Origin of the sequence: Parasalinivibrio latis, from assembly GCF_036825535.1 — a bacterium.
Classification (GTDB): domain Bacteria; phylum Pseudomonadota; class Gammaproteobacteria; order Enterobacterales; family Vibrionaceae; genus Parasalinivibrio; species Parasalinivibrio latis.
Genome location: NZ_CP098812.1, coordinates 2,714,752 through 2,740,750 on the forward strand (window position 1 = coordinate 2,714,752; position 25,999 = coordinate 2,740,750).

General features: G+C 40.9%; 19 protein-coding genes and 5 pseudogenes. 4 read left to right on the forward strand and 20 right to left on the reverse strand.

Features of this window, described 5'->3' with window-relative positions:
- Positions 1 to 37 precede the first annotated feature (37 nt).
- The 3 genes from NF212_RS12540 to NF212_RS12550 form a co-directional block, all read right to left on the reverse strand.
- The gene (locus NF212_RS12540) at positions 38 to 1,006 is read right to left on the reverse strand and encodes a DHH family phosphoesterase (RefSeq protein ID WP_434356105.1); all 969 of its coding nucleotides are present in this window, start codon (positions 1,004 to 1,006) and stop codon (positions 38 to 40) included.
- Between the two features lie 164 nt (positions 1,007 to 1,170).
- Positions 1,171 to 1,671 (reverse strand): transcription/translation regulatory transformer protein RfaH, encoded by a 501-nt coding sequence (rfaH, locus tag NF212_RS12545; protein ID WP_434356107.1) that lies wholly within the window; start codon positions 1,669 to 1,671, stop codon positions 1,171 to 1,173.
- 193 nt (positions 1,672 to 1,864) lie between these two features.
- Positions 1,865 to 2,917 carry a response regulator gene (locus NF212_RS12550; RefSeq protein ID WP_434356109.1) on the reverse strand — a complete coding sequence of 351 codons (1,053 nt, stop codon included), beginning with the start codon at positions 2,915 to 2,917 and terminating at the stop codon, positions 1,865 to 1,867.
- 320 nt (positions 2,918 to 3,237) lie between these two features.
- Between NF212_RS12550 and NF212_RS12555 the strand changes: the two genes are divergently transcribed.
- Entirely contained in the window at positions 3,238 to 4,110 is an 873-nt protein-coding gene (locus NF212_RS12555; RefSeq protein ID WP_434356111.1) for a LysR family transcriptional regulator, read from the forward strand.
- 65 nt (positions 4,111 to 4,175) lie between these two features.
- Here the strand turns inward: NF212_RS12555 and NF212_RS12560 are convergent, their stop codons facing one another.
- Both NF212_RS12560 and NF212_RS12565 read right to left on the reverse strand, forming a co-directional pair.
- Complete coding sequence (locus tag NF212_RS12560) at positions 4,176 to 4,733, reverse strand: sugar transferase (RefSeq protein WP_434356113.1); 558 nt, start codon at positions 4,731 to 4,733, stop codon at positions 4,176 to 4,178.
- A gap of 13 nt (positions 4,734 to 4,746) precedes the next feature.
- A complete protein-coding gene (locus NF212_RS12565) occupies positions 4,747 to 5,703 on the reverse strand; it encodes a UDP-glucose 4-epimerase family protein (protein WP_434356115.1) in 957 nt (318 codons plus the stop codon).
- Positions 5,704 to 5,851: 148 nt separating this feature from the next.
- Between NF212_RS12565 and NF212_RS12570 the strand changes: the two genes are divergently transcribed.
- Positions 5,852 to 7,762, forward strand: coding sequence for a nucleoside-diphosphate sugar epimerase/dehydratase (locus NF212_RS12570; RefSeq protein ID WP_434356117.1), 1,911 nt, complete (start codon positions 5,852 to 5,854; stop codon positions 7,760 to 7,762).
- Here the strand turns inward: NF212_RS12570 and NF212_RS12575 are convergent.
- Both NF212_RS12575 and NF212_RS12580 read right to left on the reverse strand, forming a co-directional pair.
- Positions 7,736 to 7,885 (reverse strand): annotated as a pseudogene (locus tag NF212_RS12575) (ISAs1 family transposase); the annotation flags it as partial. The gene NF212_RS12570 and the pseudogene NF212_RS12575 sit on opposite strands and share 27 nt — an antisense overlap.
- A 47-nt stretch (positions 7,886 to 7,932) precedes the next feature.
- Positions 7,933 to 9,041, reverse strand: a pseudogene (locus tag NF212_RS12580) (IS3 family transposase).
- A 67-nt stretch (positions 9,042 to 9,108) separates the two neighbouring features.
- On the opposite strand from NF212_RS12580, the pseudogene NF212_RS12585 reads away from it, so the two are divergent.
- A pseudogene (locus NF212_RS12585) lies at positions 9,109 to 9,624 on the forward strand (IS630 family transposase); the annotation flags it as partial.
- A gap of 22 nt (positions 9,625 to 9,646) precedes the next feature.
- Here the strand turns inward: NF212_RS12585 and NF212_RS12590 are convergent.
- Positions 9,647 to 10,252: pseudogene (locus NF212_RS12590) on the reverse strand (ISAs1 family transposase); the annotation flags it as partial.
- A 57-nt stretch (positions 10,253 to 10,309) separates the two neighbouring features.
- On the opposite strand from NF212_RS12590, the pseudogene NF212_RS12595 reads away from it, so the two are divergent.
- Positions 10,310 to 11,433: pseudogene (locus NF212_RS12595) on the forward strand (IS3 family transposase).
- A gap of 412 nt (positions 11,434 to 11,845) precedes the next feature.
- Here the strand turns inward: NF212_RS12595 and NF212_RS12600 are convergent.
- The 12 genes from NF212_RS12600 to purF all read right to left on the reverse strand — a co-directional run bounded on the left by NF212_RS12600 (position 11,846) and on the right by purF (position 25,987).
- A complete protein-coding gene (locus NF212_RS12600; RefSeq protein WP_434356119.1) occupies positions 11,846 to 12,586 on the reverse strand; it encodes a class I SAM-dependent methyltransferase in 741 nt (246 codons plus the stop codon).
- Positions 12,587 to 12,593: 7 nt separating this feature from the next.
- Entirely contained in the window at positions 12,594 to 13,421 is an 828-nt protein-coding gene (locus tag NF212_RS12605) for a hypothetical protein (protein WP_434356121.1), read from the reverse strand.
- The gene (locus tag NF212_RS12610) at positions 13,418 to 14,665 is read right to left on the reverse strand and encodes a capsular polysaccharide export protein, LipB/KpsS family (protein ID WP_434356123.1); all 1,248 of its coding nucleotides are present in this window, start codon (positions 14,663 to 14,665) and stop codon (positions 13,418 to 13,420) included. The genes NF212_RS12605 and NF212_RS12610 overlap by 4 nt, the downstream gene beginning before the upstream one ends.
- A 34-nt stretch (positions 14,666 to 14,699) precedes the next feature.
- Positions 14,700 to 16,904, reverse strand: coding sequence for a glycosyltransferase family 2 protein (locus NF212_RS12615; RefSeq protein ID WP_434356125.1), 2,205 nt, complete (start codon positions 16,902 to 16,904; stop codon positions 14,700 to 14,702).
- A gap of 30 nt (positions 16,905 to 16,934) precedes the next feature.
- Positions 16,935 to 18,731, reverse strand: coding sequence for an ABC transporter ATP-binding protein (locus NF212_RS12620; protein ID WP_434356128.1), 1,797 nt, complete (start codon positions 18,729 to 18,731; stop codon positions 16,935 to 16,937).
- Positions 18,724 to 19,641 (reverse strand): rhamnan synthesis F family protein, encoded by a 918-nt coding sequence (locus tag NF212_RS12625; protein ID WP_434356130.1) that lies wholly within the window; start codon positions 19,639 to 19,641, stop codon positions 18,724 to 18,726. The genes NF212_RS12620 and NF212_RS12625 overlap by 8 nt, the downstream gene beginning before the upstream one ends.
- The gene (gene rfbC / locus NF212_RS12630; protein WP_434356132.1) at positions 19,638 to 20,198 is read right to left on the reverse strand and encodes a dTDP-4-dehydrorhamnose 3,5-epimerase; all 561 of its coding nucleotides are present in this window, start codon (positions 20,196 to 20,198) and stop codon (positions 19,638 to 19,640) included. The genes NF212_RS12625 and rfbC overlap by 4 nt, the downstream gene beginning before the upstream one ends.
- A gap of 1 nt (position 20,199) precedes the next feature.
- Entirely contained in the window at positions 20,200 to 21,378 is a 1,179-nt protein-coding gene (locus tag NF212_RS12635) for a rhamnosyltransferase WsaF family glycosyltransferase (protein ID WP_434356134.1), read from the reverse strand.
- A 6-nt stretch (positions 21,379 to 21,384) separates the two neighbouring features.
- Positions 21,385 to 22,239, reverse strand: coding sequence for a dTDP-4-dehydrorhamnose reductase (rfbD, locus tag NF212_RS12640; protein ID WP_434356136.1), 855 nt, complete (start codon positions 22,237 to 22,239; stop codon positions 21,385 to 21,387).
- Between the two features lie 22 nt (positions 22,240 to 22,261).
- A complete protein-coding gene (gene rfbA, locus NF212_RS12645) occupies positions 22,262 to 23,131 on the reverse strand; it encodes a glucose-1-phosphate thymidylyltransferase RfbA (protein WP_434356138.1) in 870 nt (289 codons plus the stop codon).
- A gap of 82 nt (positions 23,132 to 23,213) precedes the next feature.
- The gene (rfbB, locus tag NF212_RS12650) at positions 23,214 to 24,275 is read right to left on the reverse strand and encodes a dTDP-glucose 4,6-dehydratase (protein WP_434356140.1); all 1,062 of its coding nucleotides are present in this window, start codon (positions 24,273 to 24,275) and stop codon (positions 23,214 to 23,216) included.
- Between the two features lie 197 nt (positions 24,276 to 24,472).
- On the reverse strand, positions 24,473 to 25,987 hold the full coding sequence (purF, locus tag NF212_RS12655) for an amidophosphoribosyltransferase (protein ID WP_434356142.1): 1,515 nt from the start codon (positions 25,985 to 25,987) through the stop codon (positions 24,473 to 24,475).
- Positions 25,988 to 25,999 lie beyond the last annotated feature (12 nt).

Here is a 25,999-nt window from a genome sequence, read left to right on the forward strand (position 1 = left end):
ATACCTCCCATGATGAGAGGCACATCAAGAGATTTGGTTAAGGTGAATAGTGTGTTTCTACGGCATTGATAAATGCTTCGAGTTGTCTGTGCTCAAGCCGGTTGATTCCAGCCGCCGCTTCCCGTCCACCTCCGGTGTCGAATCTTGAGCAGATCATACCCGCACCCTGCTTATTGTTAAGAGGGGCTCGGAGTGACACAAGATAAGAGCCATCGCTGTTTGCCGTTAAAACAGCATGCGCTTTATTCGGGTCTGCCGTTGAAAGAGAGTTACCGAAAACGCCGCTAACCCGCCTGCTCCATGCTTCGTCTGGAAGAGTGTATAACTCAAAGAAGTCAGATACATAGCTAGCTGACACTGAAGCCGCTCTTGCCATATCCTCTGTATATGCTGCTCTTAGGGTATGAAATGGTGATGAAGCATCAGCGATGACATCAAACGGAGTATCGTACTTCAACAGCAACTTGTAGAGATCAGCGGGGTGATAATGTAAATCCTCCTCGCTTGAGCCATAGCCGTTATAGTTAACCAGCGTACCCAGCTCTTCCAGTAATACAGAATCTGAATGTGATAAGCCAGCTTTTCCACAAAGACTTTTTGCTACCGCCTTGAGATTGTCACCGTAAGCGGCAGCTATCGCCCAGTATTGAAATCGGCCATCCAACAACCGATCAACAATCAGGCTGGTACAGATATCAGCTTCTAGATGAATATGAGCATCCAGGTTGGGATGTTCAGGTATTTCACCAGATCTGTGGTGGTCGGCATAGAAGACTCGCGACCCGGCATCAAGATGCTCCAACAAGGCAGAGATGTTCTTTTCCATCGAAATATCCAGCACAGTAAGAGACTGGTTGTCAGAAACCGGTACAAATTGAAGTAACCCAATATTTCTCTTGATACCCGTAACGAGCAAAGCATTTTCAACAGGAAATGCTTTCCGAAGTTGTAACAGGGCGAGAATACCGTCGGCATCACCGTTGAAGATGTCATAGTGTTTGATCACAGCCAATCCTTGAGCCTTACGTTGTAGTTTCCGACAAAGTAACAGAGTTTAATGAGAATTTAACAGGAAAGAAAAGAAGTGATTAATAAGGATGGATAAACAAAACCTGCCAACTTCTTGAAGCTGCAGGTTTCGGAAAGCATTGTTAAATAGCAACTTAAGCGTTAACCAACCACCTGAAGTAACTCGTTGTCCAAACAAACCTTCGTCGGTTTATTGATTAAGTTGATAAGCAAAAATGAACGCTTTTCACCATCGGGCTCTTGGTAGATAGCCTCCAGCCCTTGGAAGCATCCTTCTCGGATTGTCAGCACTTGTCCCGATTTAAAGTCCTGACTTAATGCATCCCTTTGCTCATCACAATCTTCTTGGATCATCAGTTCCTTGACTAGCGTAATATCAACCCTAACCGGCTCACGCCCACAACGGACAAAGTCACATACACCTCGGGTACTGCGAACTGTCGTCCAAGTAACCTCTTCAGGGTTAAACTGTACAAACAAATAATTGGGAAACAGAGGCTCCACAAGTTGTTTCCGTTTGCCCCGTAAGAGCTTTTGTACCGTTACCTTAGGGTAATAGCTGTCAATGCCCTGACGTCGCAGGTGCTCTTCGGCCCTGTCCATTTCGCCGCGTTTACAATAAAGTAAGTGCCAGTTTCGCATCGTATCATCTCTAGCCAAATCAGTTTGTCGGCGCTCATAGTCGCCGAATCTATCCGTTAGGCCATTACAATAACACATGCAAAATTGTCACAAAACAGACGCGTTCACTTCAAAAAATAAACGCGATGTATGACAAATAAAGGGCATCCCCATCCAACGTATTGAGATACCTGTTATTTCAATGTTGCAGTATTCAAGCTTTGCGGTGGATATCAATACTGAAATTTGTAGTTCCGGTTTCACTGAGCGACATGTGGACTTGTCCTTCAGACACAGCATGGATTTGATACATTTTTTGAGATGATGCGTTGACACCCAAAATTTGCTCAGATTTTACCAGTTCAACGTGAGAAGAATCTCGTGCCCGGGTTTCAAACCCAGCCGGCCACGTTTGAAGCTCACAGGTTACAGCATTGAAAATGCCGAATATAGCGCGGATAGGTGAAGCGTAACCTGTGTGTTTAATGGAATTTTCAATTTGAGTGACTAATGCTTTCAAGTCAGTCTCTGTAGAGTCGACTGACCGCAGGTATTCATTAAAAAACGCTCTCACCATCAGGGTCGTAGCAGGGCCGTTTTCTCCTGCCGAGTGAGAATCCACCAGGTAAAACGCCAAGCGACCATCCATCAGCCAAGTATAATCTAAGACTACCGGGTTATTTTCCATTGATTGTAAATGGTGGTAAGACATACTCCAGTCACCCTGTCGGGTATCAGTATCCGGCATTAATCCCATCAAAAGGTCACGGGCATTACCCGGATTATCCAACAAATCATCCAGATGCCATTTCAACTCTTCTGTGAGCGGTTGCTCCTCGCTCTCCACATTAAACCACTGACGGGTAAAATCAGAATCAGAATGGACATCATCATCACTGTCACGCAACACCGACTCAATTGCCGATTTCAATTCACCAATATTATTTAGGGGCTTTACCAAGTAGTCTTTGACCCCAAGCCTTAGCGCTGTGGCGACATCTTTCATACCTCCGGTACCGGATATAACGACAACTGGCACCATAGGAAATTCTAGTGATACTTCTTCCACAAACCGCAAGCCATCCATTTCAGGCATTACCAAATCACTGAGAACCAAATCGGGGATCGCTTCTCGGAGGGCTTTCAAACCCTCTATACCATTTTCGGCCTCAACGACGTCACATCCCTGGCCGCGGAGAAAAGAGGCTACCATGTTCCTAAACACCGGATCATCTTCGACGATCAGAATATCCTTTCCTTCCAGCATGGTTCCCTCCCCACTTGACTTATTACCATTAAGTATTGTTGTAGCTTGCCAACTTAGCAATTTGTCAGCTTTTAATATGAATATACATGCTTATTTGTTTCTTCTATAACAGTATGTAGCTTGGCCTTATAACTGGATGGTGTACATTGAATGTAAAGTTGGATGATATGGTGTGTTTCGCAACAGCGTGGAAAGAGCAGGCAGACCGATTAAAGATAAGCCACTGAAAACACAAACACAGAAACTGCGTCAATATGTCTCGCGGAAATCTATGTTTGTGGTATATGATCTAGCTTTCCTGGGCAATCTGTAGTGCGATTATGAAACTTGATGATTTAAACCTCTTCCGTGTGGTAGTCGAACAAGGAAGTTATACCGCAGCCTCCCGTCATACCCAAGTTCCCGTAGCGACAATCACCCGCCGAATTCAAGCCTTGGAAGACAGTATCGATATACGTCTTCTAAACCGCCATGCCCGAAAACTCAGCCTCACTGAAGCCGGTAAAAAGTTCTATGACGAATGTGGGCCACTGTTACAGGAGCTGGTCAATGCTTCTGAGCATGTCACAGAGGAATGCAAAGGCGCAGCAGGTAAGCTTAAAATCTCTGCCCCTGCCAACCTTTCAAACCGCCTTATCCAGCCGCTTCTCAACGCCTTTATGATTCGCTACCCGGCAATCAACATAGAGCTGCTCCTGAGCAATCAAACCGACCAACTTGACCCAACAGAATGGGATGCTATCTTCCATGTCGGCAAGCTTCGTGATTCATCCCTGATTGCACGCAAAGTCTATTCTCTGAAAGATATTCTGGTCGCCAGCCCAACATACCTGACAGCCCGTCCTCGGCCAAAACATGCCTCAGAGCTAAACGATCATGCACTATTGAAAGGCGCGCCGCTAATGCGCTGGAGACTGACCAGTGACAACGGAGAAGCCGTCACAATCAGTGAAAGAGGAAAATTCGAGGCGAGTGATCTGAACGTTGTACGCTCAGCCGCCTGTGCCGGATTGGGAATTGCGTTGGTACCGGATCTGATTGTTGACCACTACCTGGATGACGGCCGTCTTACCCAGGTACTGCCAGACTGGCATTCAAACCCACGGGATATTTACCTCGTGTACAACCACCGTGAGCACCAGCCTGAAAAGCTGAAGCTGTTTATTGATTTTGCTAGTCATTATTTTGACTAGAATCTGGTGTTTAAGGAATGGAGGGAGAATTACATGTCTATCATATAACTCCCTTCATTTTTAGGTTAGCGAGTTCCCTTAATTCTGTCACCCGAACCACTACCCGCAACCGTCTTAAAAATATACAAAAAGTAGTTTTTCACTGACATTGTCTGGATCATTTTCTGATCCCATTCAGCGAGTTTTTTTGGGGTAGACATATCTATTTCATTGATCTGTGCCAGTCCGGTAATACCGGGTAAGACATCAAACACTCCCCTGTATTCTCTCTCAGTAATCAACTCTTCCTGGTTAAACAAGCAGGGACGCGGCCCAACAAGGCTCATTTCACCTCTCAGCACATTGATAAGTTGGGGAAGCTCGTCCAGTTTAGTTTTACGTAAAAAGCTGCCGAGTTTGGTAACCGACGCCTCATTAGCCAGATGCGTTGCAACGGATGCTGTATCCGGTGTCATGGTACGAAATTTTATCAATGTGAAAGGCTTTTGTTTCTTGCCAACACGAGTTTGAAGAAAGATTGGAGATTTGGTGTCCAAATAGCCCAAAATGGTTACCAAAAGTAGCACAGGCCACAGGAAAAAAAGGCCTAAAAACGCTAGCAAAAAATCAAAGAGTCTCAGCATGAACTATTCTCTTCTATTGGTTTTGTTTATCCGCAATAAAATCAATTACAGTGCGACGGACACCTTCCTTGAAGCTAACCGGAGGCTTCCACGATAGTGATTTTAGGGTATCAGAAATGTCCAACTGCAGATTACCGCACAGTCTGTCAGACAGGTTTGATTTGCCGAGTAGTTGGGCGGTTTTTTCGAGCACCCTCTTAGGTATTGGAATAAGTCGGCTGGGTTTGCCCATACTGCTTGCGATTTCTTTCATCAACGTAGTTGTTGAAACATCTTCATTGTCCGAAACCAAGAATGTTTTGTTTGCGGCGTTCGGATGCTCACAGCAAGTCAAGATCAATGAAACCAAATTGTCGATATATACCAGACTTCTACGATTGTTGATTGCACCAAACGGAAGTGGTACCCCCTTAGAAATCAGATTCATCATTGCCTTAAAGTTTGCTTTAACCCCTGGTCCATAAACCAACGGTGGGCGGATAATGACTACTTCCATGCCTGTTTCATCGGAGATTGTCCTCAGGCCAATTTCAGCCTCATATTTACTTAAACCGTATGGATCGGTTGGAGGTGTTCTGACATTGGGCTTGAACGCCTCAAGTCCCAGAGTCTGTTCACCGTTCACCTTGATAGAACTGATGAATATAAAACGCTTAACGCCCAGTTGTGAAGCTTGTTTTGCCAGAGTCAGCGTACCTTGGGTATTTGTTTCTCTATAAGAGTCCAAAACTAGCTCAGGATGGCTGAATTCATCCATTTGATGAACACGTGCTGCGCAGTGTACAACAACATCCGTGTTTTCTAATGTAGCCGTCCAATCTGTTGAGGAATCTATTGTAGGGATGACAATTGAATCGTTGTTTTCGCTAGCAGATCTTGATTGAAATAAGCATTGCCAACTCTGTGACTTACACTCTTCAACAACCTGTTTCCCAACAAAGCCACTGCCACCTGTTACAAAAACATTCACTGTTTTACTTACTCAAGGCAATAAAACGCACGATTCTAGCATGAGACAGTAGCAAGAGGCAGCAAACATCCCTAAAATGGCGATCATAGTTGGCTTGCAGCATCTTCACAGAAATCATTTAAAATTATAACGAGAAAGACAACTTCAAATGTTTACTCCAATACAGTTACTTCTCAGCGCGCAACGTAAGAACAAACGCATCATCAGCATAATTTACGATTTACTGGCAGTGACTTTTTCTCTTTTTTTCGCGATGGCTTTGAGGCTTGATACCGTCAACATCCCATTAAGCTTGGCCGAAGTTTTATGTCTCATTATCACGTGTGGCATGACGATTTTTTGCTTTATTAAGCTTGGAATGTATCGTGCGATTTTGCGGTACATGATGATGCCAGCTGTGGGTTATATATTGATCGCGGTGATTTTATCCTCAATCACACTGGCTCTTAGTGGTTTCTTCCTACAAGCATTTATCCCTCGTAGCGTACCCTTTATCTATGCAGGCTTGGCGATGATTATGCTTGGTTCACCAAGGATCATCATTCGAACTATTTACTACCACTACTATCGCCGTCAAAAACCAAATGTTTTTATTTATGGAGCAGGGAGCACCGGTCGGGATCTTGCTTATGCCCTTATCCAGGGAGATGAATATCACCCTGTAGTCTTTCTTGACGATGACCCAAAGAAAAACGGTCAGATAATAACTGGTGTTCGAGTTCATCCTGCCGATGATTTTGAACGATTGAAAACTCTTTACCAACCAGTCAAGTTGTTGTTGGCTATCAATAACATAAACAAAGGGGAACGTCTTCGGCTTTTGGATAAGTTGTCTACGTGGCCTATTGAAGTACAGTCCGTACCTTCTGTCGAAGATATTGCCGCTGGAAAAGCGCTGGCAACAGAGGTTCGAGACCTCGATATTGCTGATTTATTGGGGAGACAACCAGTAGACCCTGACCCAGATTTACTTCAAAAAAATATCAAAGGTAAAAATGTACTGGTAACGGGAGCAGGTGGTTCAATTGGTTCCGAGCTTTGCCGGCAAATACTGTCTCAATCACCAGCTAAACTCGTTCTTTTTGAACTAAACGAATTCAACTTGTATTCCATACATCAAGAACTATCAACAATCGCTAAGCGTCAGAATCTTTCCGTCGAACTAGTAGCCGCTTTAGGTTCAGTTCAAAAAGAAAACCGGATGATGAAGCTTATGCAAAAATATAAAGTTGAAACTGTATACCACGCTGCGGCATACAAGCACGTTCCCTTGGTTGAAGACAATATCATTGAAGGAATAAGGAATAACGTTTTCGGTACACTACATTGTGCCAATGCAGCAATTGAGGCGGGTGTTAAAAGTTTCACCTTAATTTCTACTGATAAAGCTGTTCGCCCCACAAACATTATGGGAGCCAGTAAGCGGATGGCAGAACTTGTGCTCCAAGCGTTAGCTGACAAAAACACTTCAACCTGTTTCACTATGGTTCGATTTGGTAATGTGCTGGGCTCATCAGGCTCTGTCGTTCCCTTGTTCAAAAAACAAATTCGCGAAGGCGGCCCTGTTACTGTTACACACCCAGACATCATCCGTTATTTTATGTTAATCCCCGAGGCCGCCCAGTTAGTCATCCAGGCAGGTGCCATGGGTCATAATGGGCAAGTATTTGTGCTTGATATGGGGGAGCCCGTCAAGATCGTTGATCTAGCGAAGAGGATGATCAATCTCATGGGGATGAAAGAGTTCTATGATGGTCAAAACCATGAAGGCGACATAGAAATTCGATTCACCGGATTGCGATCAGGAGAGAAACTATTCGAGGAGCTATTGATTGGGGAGAATGTGGAAGGTACTAGTCACCAAAAGATTATGACAGCGTGTGAAGCCCGTTTGCCATGGGAAGATATGATCACACTTTTAAATCAACTAGATAAATGTTGTCATGAGTTTGATTCTGAATGTATCAGGGATGTTCTTTTTAAAGCACCAACAGGTTACCAACCTACGCAAACCACACGAACATCTGCGGATTCACAGGCTTTCGTGAGTCTCACTTAAGTAATTTTCATTCATGGCACATTTCATCTGTTTACGTGTTAGGCCACCTTTAAATCCCTTTTCGTTCTTTAAAAGATTGAAACACATCTACCGGATCCTTGATAACGCTTCCGCGAGATCGTCCCCCCCCTCTGGCAGGATAGTTGTCACTGCTAGTGTCCACTTCCCCGTTAACGAGACAACACATAACTAGAGGTTTCCAGTTTCCGTCGGTATTCAGCCGGCGGGATATTTCCTAAGCTTTCGTGAGTCCGTTCTTCGTTGTAATCAAGCATCCAGAACCATGCCATGTCTCGTACTTGCTCAAGAGACTCGAACAGATAAGCATCCAGGAACTCCCGGCGGAATGAACCGTTGAAGCGTTCCACAAAGCCGTTTTGCTGAGGCTTACCGGGTTCGATATAGACCAGTTCAATGTCATGTGTTTCGCACCAATCGGTCAGTTGTGCAGAGATAAGCTCCGGGCCATTATCGACGCGAAGTTGTTTAGGTAAGCCTCGTTCCTCTTTTAGGTGTTCCAGAGTACGCACGACCCGCCCGGCCGGAACCGACGTATCGACTTCAATAGCCAGACATTCCCTTGTGGCTTCATCTTCGACATTGAGGGTGCAAAATCGCTTCCCGCAATACAGCGTGTCATGCATGAAGTCGAGCGCACACTGGTGATTAGGCTCTATGACTGTCTCCAACGGCTTAGCTACACGCTTGGGTAAAACACGTTTTTAGTGCCGCTTTAGGTTCAGACCCATTCGGCAGTAGACCCGGTAGACCCGCTTGTGATTGAAGCTGAGTCCTTTGTATCGCATGCGTCCATAACACTTCCAGAAGCCTGCCAGCGGGAACTTGCTAAGTACCGCGTTGATAGCATCAATGATGTCGGCATCCGCTATCCGCCAGTCCCTGGGTTTTCGATAAAAACTGGCACGCCCTAACTGAGTGAGTCCACAGGCTTTTACCACGCTCAGGCCAACGTTAATCAGGATGTGTGCACAATCCCGTTTGTCGTTGACTACCCGCCCTTTTTTGCGAAAAGCTCCTTCATCGCATGGTTTTCCAGGCTGACATCTGCGTACATTTTCTTGAGTTTGGCATTTTCAACCTCAAGCTCTTTAATTCGCTTGAACTCAGAGGCCTCCAGCCGTCCGTACTTGGCTTTCCAGTTATAGTACGTCGCATTACTGATGCCATGCTGGCGGCAGATATCACCGACTTTCATGACCGCATCGGCCTCTTTGAGGATGGCAACGATTTGAGCTTCGGTGAACCGTGACTTTTTCATGGTGTTCTCCTGCAATTAAAAGGCGGAAAACTCCAATTTAGACTGTCTCAGAATAGGGAAAGTGGACATCAGCAATCCTGTTTTCTATGAGGATGAAGTGGACATAGACCTCAATCCCAAAATTGGCGCTGACTGGACACTCAAAGGGCATCAAAAGAAAGTTGTTACACCGGGTCAAAACCATAAACACTATCTTGCTTGTGCACTGGATGCCAAAACAGGAAAAGTGCTATATGTTTCTGGGAATAAGAAGAACTCCAAGCTGTTCATTAGCATGCTGGAAAAGCTTAAACAGCACTATCGGCGATCAGAAACAATCGCCTTGATATTGGACAATTACATCATTCACAAAAACCATGAAACTCAGGGCTGGTTGGCGAAAAATCCGAAATTCATCCTACTGTTTCAACCTGTATATTGTCCTTGGGTCAACGTCATTGAGCGTTTATGGCATGCCCTGCACGAAACGGCGACACGTAATCATCGATGTAAACATATGTGGCAGTTATTGAGGCGAGTGAAGGCATTTATGGTGAGTGCCGATACTTTTCCCGAGAACGGTCATGGTACCGCAAAAATGTAGCAGTATTAGGATCAGCAATTTAGTACTGATTGAAAGCCTCCTCCAATTTCCCCTGATTACCTTTTAGTGCCAAAAGGTAATCGGCGCTTTTATCAATGATTGTCTGTGCAATTTTACGTTGACATCCCATCGCATCAACACTGACCAAACACCCCGCTATATCCAATAATTCCAAAAGGTAGGGGATTTCAGTAATCTCATTGGTTTTGGCATAGACTTTCACCTGACCCAAACACATTCCGTTGGCTGTAGCGAAAGCATTCACCATATGGATCGCCTCCCGGTCACAAGATTTATCATAGGAGCGTCGAACTGTTTTGCCATCACTGCGATAACTTCACCATCAGTCAATGTGTGCCAATCTCTCATCCACTTAATAAATGCATCCTGAAGTGCTCGAGGGCTTATCATTCCAATGACACGGGCCAGTGTATCTTCTGTAGGTATACCTTGTGCTAACTCGCCATATCGCTTCAAAAAATCAACGCGAATATCACCAAAAATCCGCAATGCCTTCCCATGTATAATGACCTGACAATACACCGCAAATTGTTAGCAAAATAATGTCTGATAACCAATGGGAAATTTTGCCTAGTTGGTGGTGATAGAAATGGCCCCCAATTGTCAGACACTGTGTTAAGTGACTAACCTGTATTGATACCGACCAGAAATACTGGAGCGAATCATGACCAGAAAGCGCAGAAACCACTCCCCTGAATTCAAAGCGAAAGTGGCACTCGCCGCGGCTAAAGGCGATAAAACCGTTTCCGAGCTGGCACAAAAATACAACCTACATGCCAATCAAATCTCGACGTGGAAAAAAGAGCTTCTCGAAAATACAGCGATGATATTTGCCACCGATAGCGCGACCGGAAAAGGTAACAGCGAAGAGATGGACAAGCTTCACGCCAAGATAGGTCAACTGACCATGGAAAATGATTTTTTGGCCAAAGTGCTCGGTCGTTAGAGCGAGCCCAGCGCAAGGAAGCGTTGGATAAAACCACACCTTTGTCGATTAAGCGCCAGTGTGAACTGCTGAGCATTGCCCGCTCGACCGCTTACTACCAGCCCGTTGGACTGTCGAGTGAAGAGCTGGAGTTACGCCGAATGATTGATGAAATCCATCTTGAGTATCCGTTTATGGGCAGCCGGCGTATCCGTAACGAATTGGCTAAGCGGAATAAAACTGTCAATCGTAAGCGCATTGTCCGCTTGATGCGATGTATGGGGATTACGGCTCTTTACCCGAAACCCAAGACCACGCTTGAGGACAAGACACACCAGGTTTATCCATACTTATTGCGAAACGTCGAGGTGACTTACGTCAATCAGGTTTGGGCGGCGGATATCACCTATATCCCTATGGCAAAAGGCTTCTTATACCTTGTGGCCATCATTGACTGGTTCAGTCGCAAGGTGTTGGCTTGGCGATTATCTAACACGATGGATACCGGCTTTTGTCTTGATGCACTGGAAGAGGCACTAAGACGCTATGGTCCACCTGATATTTTCAACACCGACCAGGGTTGAAAACTCACCAGCACGGCGTTCACTCAAATGCTTATTGACCATAAGGTACGCATCAGCATGGATGGAAAACGACGTTGGCTCGACAATGTGTTTATTGAGCGACTATGGCGAAGTGTGAAATATGAAGAGGTTTACCTGAAAGCTTACACAACACCAAAGGAGGCAGAGCGTAAGATAGGTAATTACATGGTGTTCTATAATGAAGAACGAAATCACCAGGGTCTGAATGACCTTACCCCTGATGAAGTTTACTTCGGAAAACAGAGACACGCAGTATGAGCTGGGTTAGCTACTTAAAGAATCTGTTTTGGTGTCCAGCCAACAGGGTCCACTTCTTAGTTCATCCCTTTTTAGGCTTCTTATGATCAGAGAACCATTAGAAATCAATGAAAATGATCAACAACCTGATCCTTTTTGAATGGCTAAAAATATGATGTGGTCGAGGTGTTTCTATTTAGCTCAGTATCTATTAATGCTCGCTAAGCCCTAAAAAATGCGGTTATTCATGCGATTTCCCTGCAAGATGTGCAATGGTAGGACGCTTCATGATGGGAGAGCTATCTGGGAAGAAAAGAATCTGACCCAGATACAATCTGACAGCACCACAAAAAGCAGGTAACTGTCAGACCAGGTCTGAATCGATACACGTTATGCGTTGTCGTGTCAATGGGTAGTTGACAAGCACAACCCATCACCAATTAATGTTATATAATTCTCCATCAAAACTATCACCACTTCCGATCATTTCTCTTACTCCTACAGGGAAATATCGAGACAAATATCTTATATCACCGGAGTCATAAGTCAGACCAGAAAGGTCGACTGTACCAACATTCCTAACTATTATAGATATATTGTATCCGTACGTATAAATAGATGCACTACTACAATCGAAACCGGCTAGGACCATCTGGTACAATAAGAGCCCCGAATTATATAAATTAACATGCCCACCCACTATACTTTGTTTCAGTGGGGGTACAGTTATAGCGACTACTCCGCCTTCCTTGAGATCGGATTTTATTTTTGATAGAAAAGCATTGGGATTAGGTTGATGCTCCAAAACATGAGATGCCCAAACACAGTCAAATTTTTCTTTCGGTTTGAAATTCATGTAGTCGCAAGTTACAGTAACCTGATTCCCTTCAGATTTTTTAAAATAAATTGATTCTCCATAATCGAGAGCCGTGACCTTCTTTCCATTTTCGAGAAATATTTTTGAATGCCTTCCTTCTCCAGACCCAATATCTAAGACGGAAATGAAATCAAAATCATTGATGAGCTTAATTAAAGCCTGATCAGCCATTAATCCGTGATATTTCGATACGACATCACCATTCTTTTTACTAACTCTATCAACAATATAAGGGTGTTTACTGAAATAATCAAGAATTTTGATTTTCACAACCCTGGGTAAAATATACTTAACCAACGTCATATCAAATAATTTTTAGTCCGTATGTATTAAAAAATCTATTCATTGAATTTAAAAAATAAAAAATATGTTTAATTCCTTTTTTACCTGTGTGTCCTCCATAATGTATCACTTTAAAATCAGGGCTATACACTAGTTTCCCTAATTTACTAAGTCTAAGTGACAAATCAAAATCCTCAAAATACAAAAAGTACTTTTCATCAAATCCATTAGATTTTAGTAAGAAGCTTTTTTTAGTAAGCATACAACACCCACTAGCTATAGTTACATAAGCAGGTCTATCTATTTCAAGAATATCCCTACATTCGTATCTTTTCAATCTATTTGAAAATAGTCCATTTAAAAAACTAGAATCAAAAAAACGCAGTATAAGTACCAATAATGAAGGGTGCCTCTTTATACCAGATACAACGTTTTTATTACTGTCGAGAATTTTAGGTGATACTAAAATATTTTCACTGCTAGATTTTAATATATCAATTCCGTTGGCCATGGAACTTCTCTTGAATATTACGTCAGGATTTAACACTAGATGAAAAAAGCCACTTCCTGATTTAATACATCGGTTGTTTGCAACTCCGTAGCCTAAATTCTTCTCAAGTCTGATATAGCTAGTATCATACTTTATTTTAATAGGTATATTTCTAACTAACCCCTTAAAAACCGTAAAATTAAACTCACCTTTATTATCAGCTATAAATATTTTAACAAAATTTAAAGATGTACTATCACAAGAAATAAGAAGAGAAGAAACCACATCAAAAATTTCTTGCTCTGAATGTCCATAGACTACGATAGAAACATCTAAGGAGTCATCTCCACCAATCATCATATAAACGGGACTCTCTTTTTTATTTCACGAATAATTCTTTCCAACTTCAAACCCAAAAGATATGCATAATTAGATTTTATTTGATAAACATGCTTATCTAATGTTATTGAAGTTTCTTTAAGCGACTCTATTTCAAGAATTTTTTTCTCAAGATGCCTAAGTCTCAAGTCGAATCGCTTTAACTTTAAACCATTTATATACTCTACATCTGTAGATGTTTTCACAAAATAGTCCAGTACGTCTTCCAAATTTGTCACTTGTGATTTTTTGGGGTTAAAATAAACAACTTGATAATGATAGGCCGCATAAAAAAGCTCTTCTAATGTTCGAACTCTATTACGCTGAGGGATATTACTTCTATCTTTCGTTAATCCCCAGCCAGCATAAAATGGCTTACCATAAACAATTACCTCTTTACCGCACATCAAAGCTTCAAATCCCATTTGCGTCGTTACACAATACACTGTGTCCACTTGCTTAAGAAGTTCAATAGAATTGATATTATCAGTAATTGCAGTAATATTTAAAGAAGAAAGCATTTCTAACGTATAATGTCCTTTACGTATACCTAGTATTGATTCAGGATGCAATTTTACAACAATTTCCTTATTCGGATTTTCAGAAATAGCATCATGCAACATTTTCTCAAAATCTTTATCATCAGCACCTCCCAACATAATAGACATATCACCGAACACTTGGTCGATCACTAACACTCGTTCAATATTTTTGTCTTTCAAATCAGGTTTAATCGGAGAAAAATATTTTGTGATGCTATTGTCGATGATTTTTTTAATTTGATTACTGCATTCGTCAATCTCAGCATTACTCAATACAAAACAATCATCGTTCAAAAGGTTTAATATTGAAGAATCAAAACTGGCATCATAATAGCACCCTTTGGTATCTAACCGTATAGATGCTGAAACCTCGCCAAAACTCATTGGAAAGAAAGATCTTAAAAAACCATCCTCAATTATTAACACTGGTTTTCTGAACTCAACTGCATATCCGAGTATCGTCGAAGCATTATCATCATTGGGAGACACGCCCCAAATCACAAAGAAATCTATCATTTCTTCTTTTGGTAGGCCTTCAGTATGACAATAAAATTTAGATAGATTTAGGACTCTCTGCGTAATGTTAGGAAACTCTCGCTCAAACTCCTTTTCAATAACCAAAGACATTCCATATGCAGAATGATTACCATCCAACATTTCCATATTAAATGGAAATTGTTTCAAGTGAACATCCAATATCTTCCGGAAGTTTTTCATATTATACCTGTAATACCTCAAGCATTGTTTGAGTCGCAATTTCTATTGATACTCCAGGTAAAACAAAGTTGGCTTGTTCATAGCGTTGCTTTGTATTTCCGATTTTCTCTGAAGCCTCTACAAGACTATTAAACATGGACCGAGCATTACTATCACAACTAACAATATTAGATGAAAAAATTGACAAATCTCTATTTTCAAATTTATTTACAACAGTTACTATTCCAGCTCGCGGAAACTCAATACAGGGATATGCAAAAGCGGGTGAGATTATGCATGACATACCCACATTGAATCTTTTTAAAAATGACACATAATCGCGATAGTCTACCTTTCCATGGTTTTTAATTGTGACTCCACGATGTACTACATCTTCCGCACTCTCACCTATACCTACAATTTCCAATCCGTTTAATTTATCCGTTTTGTGGTCTACTATATAGTCGATAAACAATTTCAATGCTTCTATTTTTATTTCATATATATTTTTATCAACAGTAGGCCGAGAATAAAATACAAGCTTAATATCATTTGCATTCATTTTACATGCAGGTAATGGCTGCGTAGCACATGGTTCACCGCGCAGTATTTGTTCGTCGTTCCAATCATCAATAATACCCAATGATTTCATATACCCAGAAACAAAAACTGAGTTATTAAAAATTGGATAATATCCCTTGTCTTCGAGAGTTGCTTTACATCTAACAAACTCACTCCCCCATCTATATAACATACTTGGTTCATAGTCTTGGATCATGTATACGAATTCTTCATTTTCAAAATGAAATAGTTCTCTAAATTTTATAAAATCCTCAGCTGGTTCCCAAAATCCTGCTATGAATCGATCGGATTTGTTAAATTTTGTTTTGCAATTCCTATAGGTAGAAGCACTAATAATTTCTATAAGTTCAGATATATTCCTATCTTTCAAATCGAAATTTTCTTTAATAAATAATAGAAAATCTTTTTTTAAATCTTCTGAATGTAGGCCGTAGTTAATGATTCTTACACGTTCATTTCGAGACAATATCGTTGGTATCATCTTCAATATTGTATTTAAACCACCCATTGCCCACTTGCGCTCAATAGTCCAAACACCGATGTTTATGTGTTTTTCAGGTGAGACATCTTCAGAAGCTGCAGAGTTAACATTCTTATTATTTGTTAATACAGACATTGATACGGAAAGGACCCTATTAAACACCGGTATTTTATGAAAAATCCTATACTTGTTAAGTCTAGATAGTACCTTATATAAATACCTTAAAGAATTAGGTGATAGGAAATGATAAATCCATTTCATAAGCCTAAATAAAGGCTTCATTACTACAACTCCAAAGCTTTTTCTTAAAAAAAGAACAAAAGTAGCGAGATAAAACCTACAATAATGATACCAAAAAAACTTAGAGGCATTTTTAAAACTACCACTTAATAAGCAATCCTTTAAAATACCATTATTAAGTTTCGCTATTTTTTGACGGATATCTTGCTTGCTTTGCTCATTGAACTGTCCGCACATTCCTGTGTTCACTATTCTATATCTTACCAATACCTCAGGGACTTTTGATATCAATAAGCCTCGGTTAATCGCTCTATTGTAAAGATCCCAATCTTCAGCAAACACATCTTCCCGGTACAGGATTTGTTTAAAAGCTTCAGTCCTTCCAAAAAGAGAACTGTGACAAATTCTTGTTGTTTTATACGTTTGTTCTGTTATTAGTTTAGTCGTGAGCTCTGTGCTATGCGATGGATCTATAAAATTAAAATGTATTTCTTCCATAGCTGATGTAGTAGCATAAGCACTACCTACATTGCTTTCATCATAAAAACACTGAACTAAAGAACCAATAAATGATAGCTCTGAATGACTCTCCATGAACTCAAACTGAGTCCTGAGTCTATGCGGTAGACAAATGTCATCCGCGTCTATTCTTGCTATGTATATCCCTCTTGAAGCCTTTATACCAATGTTAAGACTAGCCGGAAGTTTTTTATTGACAATATTGTTTATTATCTTGACTCTTTTGTCTCTCTCAGCGTAGGAATTTAATATTTCTAAAGAAGAATCAGTTGAACAATCATTTATTATAATAAATTCAAATTCAGTAAAATCTTGACTTAATATTGACTCAATAGTTTCTGCTACATGCTTTTCGCCGTTATAGACCGACATAACGACAGATATTTTAGGATTAGTATTCTTCATGATTGTATTTTTTAATCTTAGGATTATCCATTAAAGTTTTGAAAGGTTAACCAGATTTGCAAAGTTCATATTTTTTTCAACAAGCGACTCAAATGATCCAGTATCCTCAATCTCCCCCCAATTGACCAAAACTATTCTATCAGAATTCCGAATGGTTGATAGACGATGCGCAATCGCAATTATTGTTGTTTTACCTTTCAATCTATTAATTGCGCGAGAAATTTCATTCTCGCTAGAGACGTCAAGAGCAGAAGTAGCTTCATCTAACACGATAATTTCGGGAGATGAATATAATGCACGAGCTATTGCAATTCTTTGCTTTTGACCTCCGGACAAATTTTTACCAGCTTCTCCAAGCCTAAAATCAAGTTTTTCGGGTTTAGCGTCGAAAAACTCAAAAAGCCCAACCAATCTCAATACTTCGCGAACCCGATCCTCGCATATACTCTCATTTTTATTGCCATACGCAATATTCTGCTTTACTGACAAGTCACCTATAAATGGGTTTTGGGGGACATATCCTATACGATTGCGTAATGACCGAATATCATTTTCAGATGCTACTTTACCATCAATGAGCACGTTACCTTTTCTTGGTTTTAACAAACCCATTAATATATCAACTATAGTTGTTTTACCTGAACCTGAGTGACCGACAATGCCAACAAACTCCCCTTTGTTAATTTTGATGTTTATATCTAGCAACACATCTACTTTGTTATAAGCAAAATATACATTCTGAAGTGATAAGCTCTTATTAAAAAAAGACCCATCTTTTATGTTTTCTACACAAATATCCTGTTGATTAGAGATCTCACCGAACTCTCTTAAAAGGACTTTTACTGATTCCATTGAAACTCGAACTTGCGAATATGAGGTCAATATTCGATTTATTACAGGGGTTAATCTAAATGCAATTGCTACCAATATGGCCAACCCGGCAAAATGGTTTCTTTCCCCTTCACTAAAATATACAGAGGTACACACCATCACTATTAATCCAAGAATTATAATTATCTCAGTTAAATATAACGGTATAAATTGGATAAGATTAGAACGTCTCTCATTTTCAGTAACTCGTCGATTTGAGTATTTAAACAGATCTAAAAAAAATGATTCTCTAAGAAACATCTTAGTTTCTTTAATTGCTTCTATTGATTGTTTTAGGTTACCTAAATTTTCTTCTTTTACTGAAACACTTTCTCTCGATACTTTTTCATTTGCACTTTTTAATATCTTAAGTTGCATTACAATTAATAACAAGACAGAAATACTAGTGGCAATAGTTGCTTCGGGAAAACTTGAGAGTAAATACAGAATCAAAAATACTCCTACAATGCTATAAGAGACAACAAATAGGACTTGCAATAAAAACCCGTTTACAGCTGCAGCAACAGTCGATGTTAGTGTATTTATTATAGCCGTCGAAGCTTGCCTTAAATGATAACGATAATTCAAATTAAGATAGGCCATCATGAATTTCTCTGATAATTCATTTCGCCACCTCGTAACTAAACTAAATTGGTAATGCTGAAATACTAGCATATAAATATCTTTCAGTATGAAACTCGCACCGCATAAAAAACCTACAACATAAATCATTGTGGAGGGTGATGTTAACTCCAAAAGATTATACAGAATGGAAATACTCTTACTATTATCTATGGCAGAAACAGGGTCAATAGCAACTTGCACAAATGGTAGAATAAGCATTATACCAAACAACTCAAGCATACCTGAAACTATCGAACCAAATATTATTACTAAAAAATCCAGAGTCAGCTTTTTATCAAAAAGCTTCATAAACTTTATTGTTAAATTAATCATTTTTCACTCGAGATAAATGCCTACTGATTAAATTCACATCATAGTCGGATATTTTTTTTATTTCGTTAGACCAATTATGAATATCAGGTAAATTAGATGGATTATCACGAAGTAACATCACTTTAATGAAAGGATCACCACTGAAAATCAATTCTTTCCACGCCACAAATTTTACATTTGAATTACTCGATAAAGAAAAATCAACCAACCTATTCGAGTAGGTTCCCATTAATTCAAGGATGGCATAAATTTTTTCTTTTGCACCCTTTTTATGTGTGATCTTTTCCTTTACTAGAAGAAACATTCTTCTTATTTTGTCTTTATATATTTCAGCCCTATTTAATTTGGAAATTACATCTTTATAGCTTATTAAACTACCTACTTTATATCCTGCATCGAGTAAACATTTTGTCAAACCAACCTCATATTTTTCTACAACTTCAAATTTATTTATTTCTTGTTTTATTCCTTTTATGAAATCTTTGAAACAAGCAGATAGAAATACATTTCTTTTAAACACCAGAAAATAACTTTGTAGATGATAACTTATTTGAACACTATCTGTTATTCCCCAAACATCAGTATCTTTATGAGACATTTCGGCGAAAATATTTTCAAAACTACGAAGTGGGCCATAGCAACTGTCGTTACAAAGTATTAATTCATCATAGTCATTAATATCTGATTGTGACTCAATTCCTTGCTGCCAACTCATAAAATCATATCCAACGTTTTCGCGCAGAACTACATGATCAACTATACCATCTAAAATTTCGAGATTTTCTAGTTTACTGACACTTACAAATACCAACTTATCTACAAAATCACTAAGAGATTTCAAATAAAATAAAACATGCGCATCAACTATATTATCTCTGTCATAGTGAGCAAAAATAGCCAGTCTTTTCATTGTTTAGCCTTAATTTTAGCTTTATATGAAGAAAAAGATGGTTGTTTCAAATCCTTATCTGAGACCTTTGCAGTAGATAAACTCACGTGCCAATCAATTGCAAGCTCCTTATCATCGAATCTAAGACCTCCCTCATTTGAAGAATCGTATGGCGCATCACATAGATAAACCACCTCTGCCATCTCCGAAAGAACGGAAAACCCGTGAGCGAAACCGCGTGGAATGTATAAGCCCTTTTTGTTATTTTCTGTCAGGCGAATGGAAAAACACTTACCAAATGAGGGAGAGTTGACACGCAAATCTACCACTACATCAAGAATATCGCCACATACAGCTCTCACGAATTTAGCTTGCGGGTTTGCCCCTCCTTGATAATGAAGTCCTCGAATCGTTCCATAACTAGACCTAGATTGATTTTCCTGAATAACATCAAAACTTATTCCTGAGCGCTCAAATATTTTCTTATTAAAACTCTCGAAAAAATAACCTCTACTGTCTTCAAATATTTTTGGTTCAAAGATTAATAGCCCAGGAAAATCAACTACAGATTTAAACATACTATTTATTCCTCAGGATGTTACAGATATCTTTTCCACATTGTTCCCAACTAAATTCACTTATAATTTTTAGCGATTTTTGTATTTTTTCTTGGGAACCTTCAATGTCAATCAAAATTTTGGGTAGTTCAATTTCAATTTCACTCGGGGATGTACCAATATAATATACACATTCGTCATCAAAATATTTTCGAAGCTCGCAATCATAATTAGAAACCAAAGATATCCCAGATGTAATAATATCAAGTTGATGATATGAATATGTAGGCGATGTTATAAAACTAACTCCAAACGAACAAATGGAGTACAGCTTTTTTAGCTTTTTTTTATCTCCTACATTACCATAAATCACGAACTGTTGATTTAAACCAAACTGCTTCTTTGATATACCCTCACCGACAAGATGGAATACATAGTCGCTACCAACTACGTTGGACACATTTTTTAATCCAACGATGATTGATTCAAAACAGTTTCTTTTATGACTAGGCCTACTATACACAAGAACATTTATCTTTCCTTTTGGCCTTGTATCTGTACTTATATTTAATAAATCTTCATCAATCCCGGGTCTATATACAAAACAATTTTTCCCAGATATATTTTTGTAATTTTGTTGAATGGCTGATGAGTTGGTTATCCCTGTAAATCCAAATTTATATGTGGATTCAACTAAGCTATATAAACTACCTTTAGCATAAAAACTTCTCTCATCATCCTGTAATAGATAGAACTTCTTTCTACATCTATTATATTTCAGTAAAGAGTATGCAGTAGTCCAAAATGTACAAATACCTACGCATGCGTCAGGAATTCTATCTAATCCGACTCCACACAGTACACTAAAACTAATATCCGGGTACGACAACCTAATAAATTCAAGATGTCTTGGATTTACACTTTTTTCGAATAAAAAGACATTCTCTGCCCCACACTCTCTGCTTAAGAATTGGGCAATTTTAAGTATGGTAACAATTCCACCTGCACTACAATTATTTATTGCAGGAAGAAACCATACTACTTTATTTATTTCTATCTCAATATTTTCACTACTTCGCTCGATAACTTTACTATTTTCATTTAGTTCATTCTCGCTATATCCATATCTTTCAAAAATTTTGTTTTTTTTGTTTGGAAGTAATATTTCAATTATTTTATGAAGATCTGATTTTGAAAGCATCAAACATCAACCTTGTGACTTAATGTTTTCTAAACATTCAGTTAGCGCATCCCCATAGTGCCTAATTTCCAATTTGAATCTATTTTTGATTTTCTTTTTGCTTAAGACTGAATAATGGGGCCTTTTTGCTTTGGTTTTAAACTCATGACTCAAAATCGGTTCAACCTTGCATTTTAGCTCTAATCCTTTCATTATAAAGCAGGCAATGTCATACCAACTACAAACACCATCGTTGCTAAAGTGGAATATTTCCTTTTCACCAATACGCAACTCCTCAGCAACTTTTAATAGCACTTTCGCTAAATCTGGTGCATATGTTGGTGAACCGACCTGGTCAATAACAACATTAACTTGGCCTTTTTCCGAAGCAATTCTCTCCATCGCGCCTATGAAATCCCTTTTTTGTTCAGAGAAAAGCCATGCAGTCCTAATAATTGCACATGTTTCTGCACGCCTAAGAACTTCTTCTTCTCCTAGAGCTTTTAATCTTCCATAATGAGATAAACCGTTTGTAGAGTCATTTTCTGTGTAAGGGGTATTTTTCATCCCATCAAACACATAATCGGTCGATATATGAATGAGTTTTAATTTATACTTCTTCGACGCCTCTGCTAAATATGCCGGACCTTTTACTGTAATTTCATAACCCCAGTCCGGATTAACTTCCATATATTCAGCATCAGCACCTGCTGCACAGTTTATTATTGCATTAATTTCTTTGTTATTTTCAAGATATTTTTCAATATCCGTCTTTGATGTTATGTCAAATTCATCCTTAGCAACAAAAGTTATGTTTAACCCACCCGATAATTTCTTTATTTCGTTTGCTAGTAAACCATTGGCCCCAGTAACTAGTATCATATCACCCTCATTTAAGTAATTGTTATTTCTTGGCTATTAGGTTATTAAGATATCGACCATACTCATTTTTATTCATATCTTCCGCTATTCTTTCAATTTGATCAGCGCTTAGCCAACCGTTACGCAATGCGATTTCCTCCAAACACGCAACTTTCAACCCTTGAACATGCTCAATAGTTTGAACAAAAGATGACGCTTCATGCAGACTTTCATGGGTACCGGTATCTAACCAGGCAAACCCACGTCCTAACAGTTCAACATTGAGTGAGCCGTCATTGAGGTACATTTCGTTCAGGGTCGTGATTTCAAGCTCACCACGGGATGAAGGCTTAACGTCTTTGGCAAGGCCCACTACACGGTTATCGTAGAAATACAATCCGGTGACGGCATAGTTCGACTTAGGTTGCGCCGGCTTTTCTTCGATGGAGAGTGCGCGCATGTTTTCGTCAAACTCCACCACACCAAAGCGTTCCGGGTCTTTGACCTGGTAGCCAAACACCGTGGCGCCGGTTTCTCGGGCGGCAGCGTTTCTTAATGTTTCACTGAACGACTGTCCATAGAAAATGTTGTCGCCCAACACCAAACAAACTCTGTCGTCACCGATGAAGTCTTCACCAATGATAAAGGCTTGTGCCAGTCCATCCGGGCTCGGTTGTACTGCATACTCGAGGTGGATACCAAAATTGCTGCCATCTCCCAGCAGACGCTTAAAACTCTCATTGTCTTCTGGGGTGGTAATGATGAGGATATCTCGAATACCCGCCAACATCAGGGTTGACAGCGGGTAATAAATCATCGGTTTGTCATAGATGGGAAGCAACTGCTTCGATACACCGCGCGTAATAGGATAAAGGCGCGTGCCTGAGCCGCCCGCGAGAATGATGCCTTTCATTGATATAAGGTCCTAGGTAACAGGGTCCTAGACCCTAGGAAGAGCCTAGAGCAAAGGAAAAAGAGACGGATAAAGAGAATTATTAGTTTGAGCCGAGGCGCTCACGGGAATATGAGCCGTCGAGAACGCGAGACCACCATGCTTGGTTGTTCAGGTACCATTCCACGGTTTTGCGAATACCCGATTCAAAGCTTTCTTCTGGCTTCCAGCCCAATTCACGCTCGATTTTTGAGGCATCAATTGCGTAGCGAACATCGTGACCAGGGCGGTCTTTGACGTAGGTAATCAAATCTTGGTATTTTTCGATACCTTCAGGCTTGTTCGGGCGGAATTCTTCGAGCAGGTCACAGATGGTTTGCACCACCTCAATATTCGATTTTTCATTGTGGCCACCAATGTTGTAGGTTTCGCCTACCACACCTTCGGTGACAACTTTGTACAGCGCGCGGGCGTGGTCTTCAACAAACAACCAGTCACGAATCTGCATGCCATCGCCATAAACTGGCAGCGGCTTACCTTCCAGGGCATTGAGTACCATTAAGGGAATGAGCTTCTCGGGGAAGTGGTACGGGCCGTAATTGTTCGAACAGTTGGTAACGATTGTTGGCAAGCCATAAGTGCGCAACCAGGCTCGAACCAAGTGGTCACTGGAGGCTTTTGACGCCGAGTAAGGGCTCGATGGCTCGTAAGGGGTGTCTTCCGTAAACAAATCCATTGTCCCTTCCAGGTCACCATAAACTTCATCAGTCGAGATATGATGGAAACGGAAAGCAGCTTTCTTATTACCGTCCAAAGTATTCCAATAGTGGCGTGCGGCTTCCAACAGGACGTAAGTGCCCATGACATTGGTTTCAATAAAAGCGCCTGGGCCATCAATGGAGCGGTCAACATGGCTCTCCGCAGCGAGGTGCATGACGGCATCGGGATTGTATGTTGAAAATACTCTATCAACTTCTGCCCGGTTACAGATATCTACCTGTTCGAACACATATCGAGGGTTATCAGACACCACAGCTAAAGACTCTAGGTTACCCGCATAAGTCAGTTTATCGAGGTTCACAACGCTGTCTTGAGTGTTTCCAATAATATGACGAACAACTGCGGACCCTATAAAGCCTGCACCACCTGTAACCAATATTTTCATGAATTAAACCCAAGTTTTAGACACGCTACCGCCCTTGGGTCACACCCCCAAAGGCAATAATGCGCATGAATTGTTGATTTAGCTAACTGGATATTTTACCTCACTCAAAAATGAGAACAAAGCTAGTCCATGCCAAATAACAAAAAAGACGCAAATTAATGCGCCTTTTTTTGACATTCATGCAACCGGAAGAAAACTCAGCTCTCGTTATAAATCTCGAGGTTTGCCAATTCCTGTTGCTTCTCCCTGACCGTCTTCGCATCGTCACTGCGCAGTGCAGCCAGATAGTCGAGGTAGCTCTGGTCGATATCACCAGTGACATATTCGCCACTGAATACCGAGGTTTCGAACTGTTGGATATCCGGGTTGCCCTCACCTACCGCTTCAACCAGGTCGCTGATGCTCTGGAAGATAAGGCCGTCAGCTTTGATCATCTCGCCAATTTCATGCACTTCACGACCATGAGCAATCAGCTCATTGGCGCTTGGCATGTCGATACCATAGACATTGGGGAAACGGATTTCCGGTGCGGCTGATGCCATGTACACCTTGCGGGCACCGGCTTCACGTGCCATTTCGATGATCTGTTCGGAGGTTGTACCTCGAACAATGGAGTCATCAACCAGCAGTACAGATTTATCCTTAAACTCGGAACGAATGGCGTTGAGCTTACGACGCACTGATTTCTTGCGCTGTTGCTGGCCCGGCATGATAAATGTCCGGCCTACATAACGGTTTTTCACATATCCCTGCCGGTATGGCTTGTCCAGTACCTGGGCAATTTGCAGGGCGATATCACAGGATGTTTCCGGGATAGGGATAACAACATCGATATCCAGGTCATCCCACTCCCGCTTAATTTTTTCACCCAGCTTCTGGCCCATACGGACACGGGCACCGTAGACAGAAATCTTGTCGATAAAGGAATCCGGGCGTGCAAAATAGACGAATTCAAAAATACACGGGTTCAGTTTCGGGTTTTCAGCACACTGGTGCGTGAAGAGCTGACCGTCAAAAGTAATGTACACCGCTTCACCCGGCGTGATGTCACGGACGAAATCAAAGCCTACCGCATCCAGTGCAACAGACTCGGATGCAACCATGTATTCCGTCCTGCCGTTAATTTCGCGCTTACCCAGACAAAGCGGGCGGATACCGTGGGGGTCGCGGAATGCAACCAGGCCGTGCCCGATAATCATTGCTACTGCGGCGTAGCCACCACGCACCTGCTTGTGCAATGCCGTCACGGCATTAAACACATCGGTTTCAGTCAGGGGGTGGGAAACGGCTTTGTCAATTTGGTGGGCGAGGATATTAAGAAGGACTTCGGAGTCAGAGGTGGTATTGAGGTGGCGCTTGTCCTGTTCAAACAGTGACTCTCTCAGGTCATTGGCGTTGGTCAGGTTACCGTTGTGGGCCAATGTAATGCCGTAAGGGGAGTTCACATAAAACGGCTGGGCTTCAGAGGCACTGGAGCTGCCGGCTGTCGGGTAGCGAGCGTGCCCTATTCCGACCGTACCTTGCAAACGTTGCATGTGCTTGAGCTCAAATACATCCTTGACCAGACCGTTCGCCTTACGCAGCCTGAACCGGTTGTTGTCTATCGTTACGATACCCGCAGCATCCTGTCCCCTGTGCTGCAATACTGTCAACGCATCATAAATTGCCTGATTGACCGGGGTATCCCCCACAATTCCCACAATACCACACATGTCTGATGTTCC

Excerpts from the sequence above, each read along its gene's own strand:
- NF212_RS12555 (WP_434356111.1), top strand. The coding sequence starts at position 3,238 with ATGAAACTTGATGATTTAAACCTCTTCCGTGTGGTAGTCGAACAAGGA.
- NF212_RS12550 (WP_434356109.1), bottom strand. The coding sequence starts at position 2,917 with ATGCTGGAAGGAAAGGATATTCTGATCGTCGAAGATGATCCGGTGTTT.
- rfaH (WP_434356107.1), bottom strand. The coding sequence starts at position 1,671 with ATGCGAAACTGGCACTTACTTTATTGTAAACGCGGCGAAATGGACAGG.
- rfbC (WP_434356132.1), bottom strand. The coding sequence starts at position 20,198 with ATGTTTAAATCTGTAGTTGATTTTCCTGGGCTATTAATCTTTGAACCA.
- rfbB (WP_434356140.1), bottom strand. The coding sequence starts at position 24,275 with ATGAAAATATTGGTTACAGGTGGTGCAGGCTTTATAGGGTCCGCAGTT.
- NF212_RS12635 (WP_434356134.1), bottom strand. The coding sequence starts at position 21,378 with ATGCTTTCAAAATCAGATCTTCATAAAATAATTGAAATATTACTTCCA.
- NF212_RS12615 (WP_434356125.1), bottom strand. The coding sequence starts at position 16,904 with ATGAAGAATACTAATCCTAAAATATCTGTCGTTATGTCGGTCTATAAC.
- purF (WP_434356142.1), bottom strand. The coding sequence starts at position 25,987 with ATGTGTGGTATTGTGGGAATTGTGGGGGATACCCCGGTCAATCAGGCA.
- NF212_RS12560 (WP_434356113.1), bottom strand. The coding sequence starts at position 4,733 with ATGCTGAGACTCTTTGATTTTTTGCTAGCGTTTTTAGGCCTTTTTTTC.
- rfbD (WP_434356136.1), bottom strand. The coding sequence starts at position 22,239 with ATGATACTAGTTACTGGGGCCAATGGTTTACTAGCAAACGAAATAAAG.
- NF212_RS12570 (WP_434356117.1), top strand. The coding sequence starts at position 5,852 with ATGTTTACTCCAATACAGTTACTTCTCAGCGCGCAACGTAAGAACAAA.
- rfbA (WP_434356138.1), bottom strand. The coding sequence starts at position 23,131 with ATGAAAGGCATCATTCTCGCGGGCGGCTCAGGCACGCGCCTTTATCCT.
- NF212_RS12625 (WP_434356130.1), bottom strand. The coding sequence starts at position 19,641 with ATGAAAAGACTGGCTATTTTTGCTCACTATGACAGAGATAATATAGTT.
- NF212_RS12620 (WP_434356128.1), bottom strand. The coding sequence starts at position 18,731 with ATGATTAATTTAACAATAAAGTTTATGAAGCTTTTTGATAAAAAGCTG.
- NF212_RS12605 (WP_434356121.1), bottom strand. The coding sequence starts at position 13,421 with ATGATGATTGGTGGAGATGACTCCTTAGATGTTTCTATCGTAGTCTAT.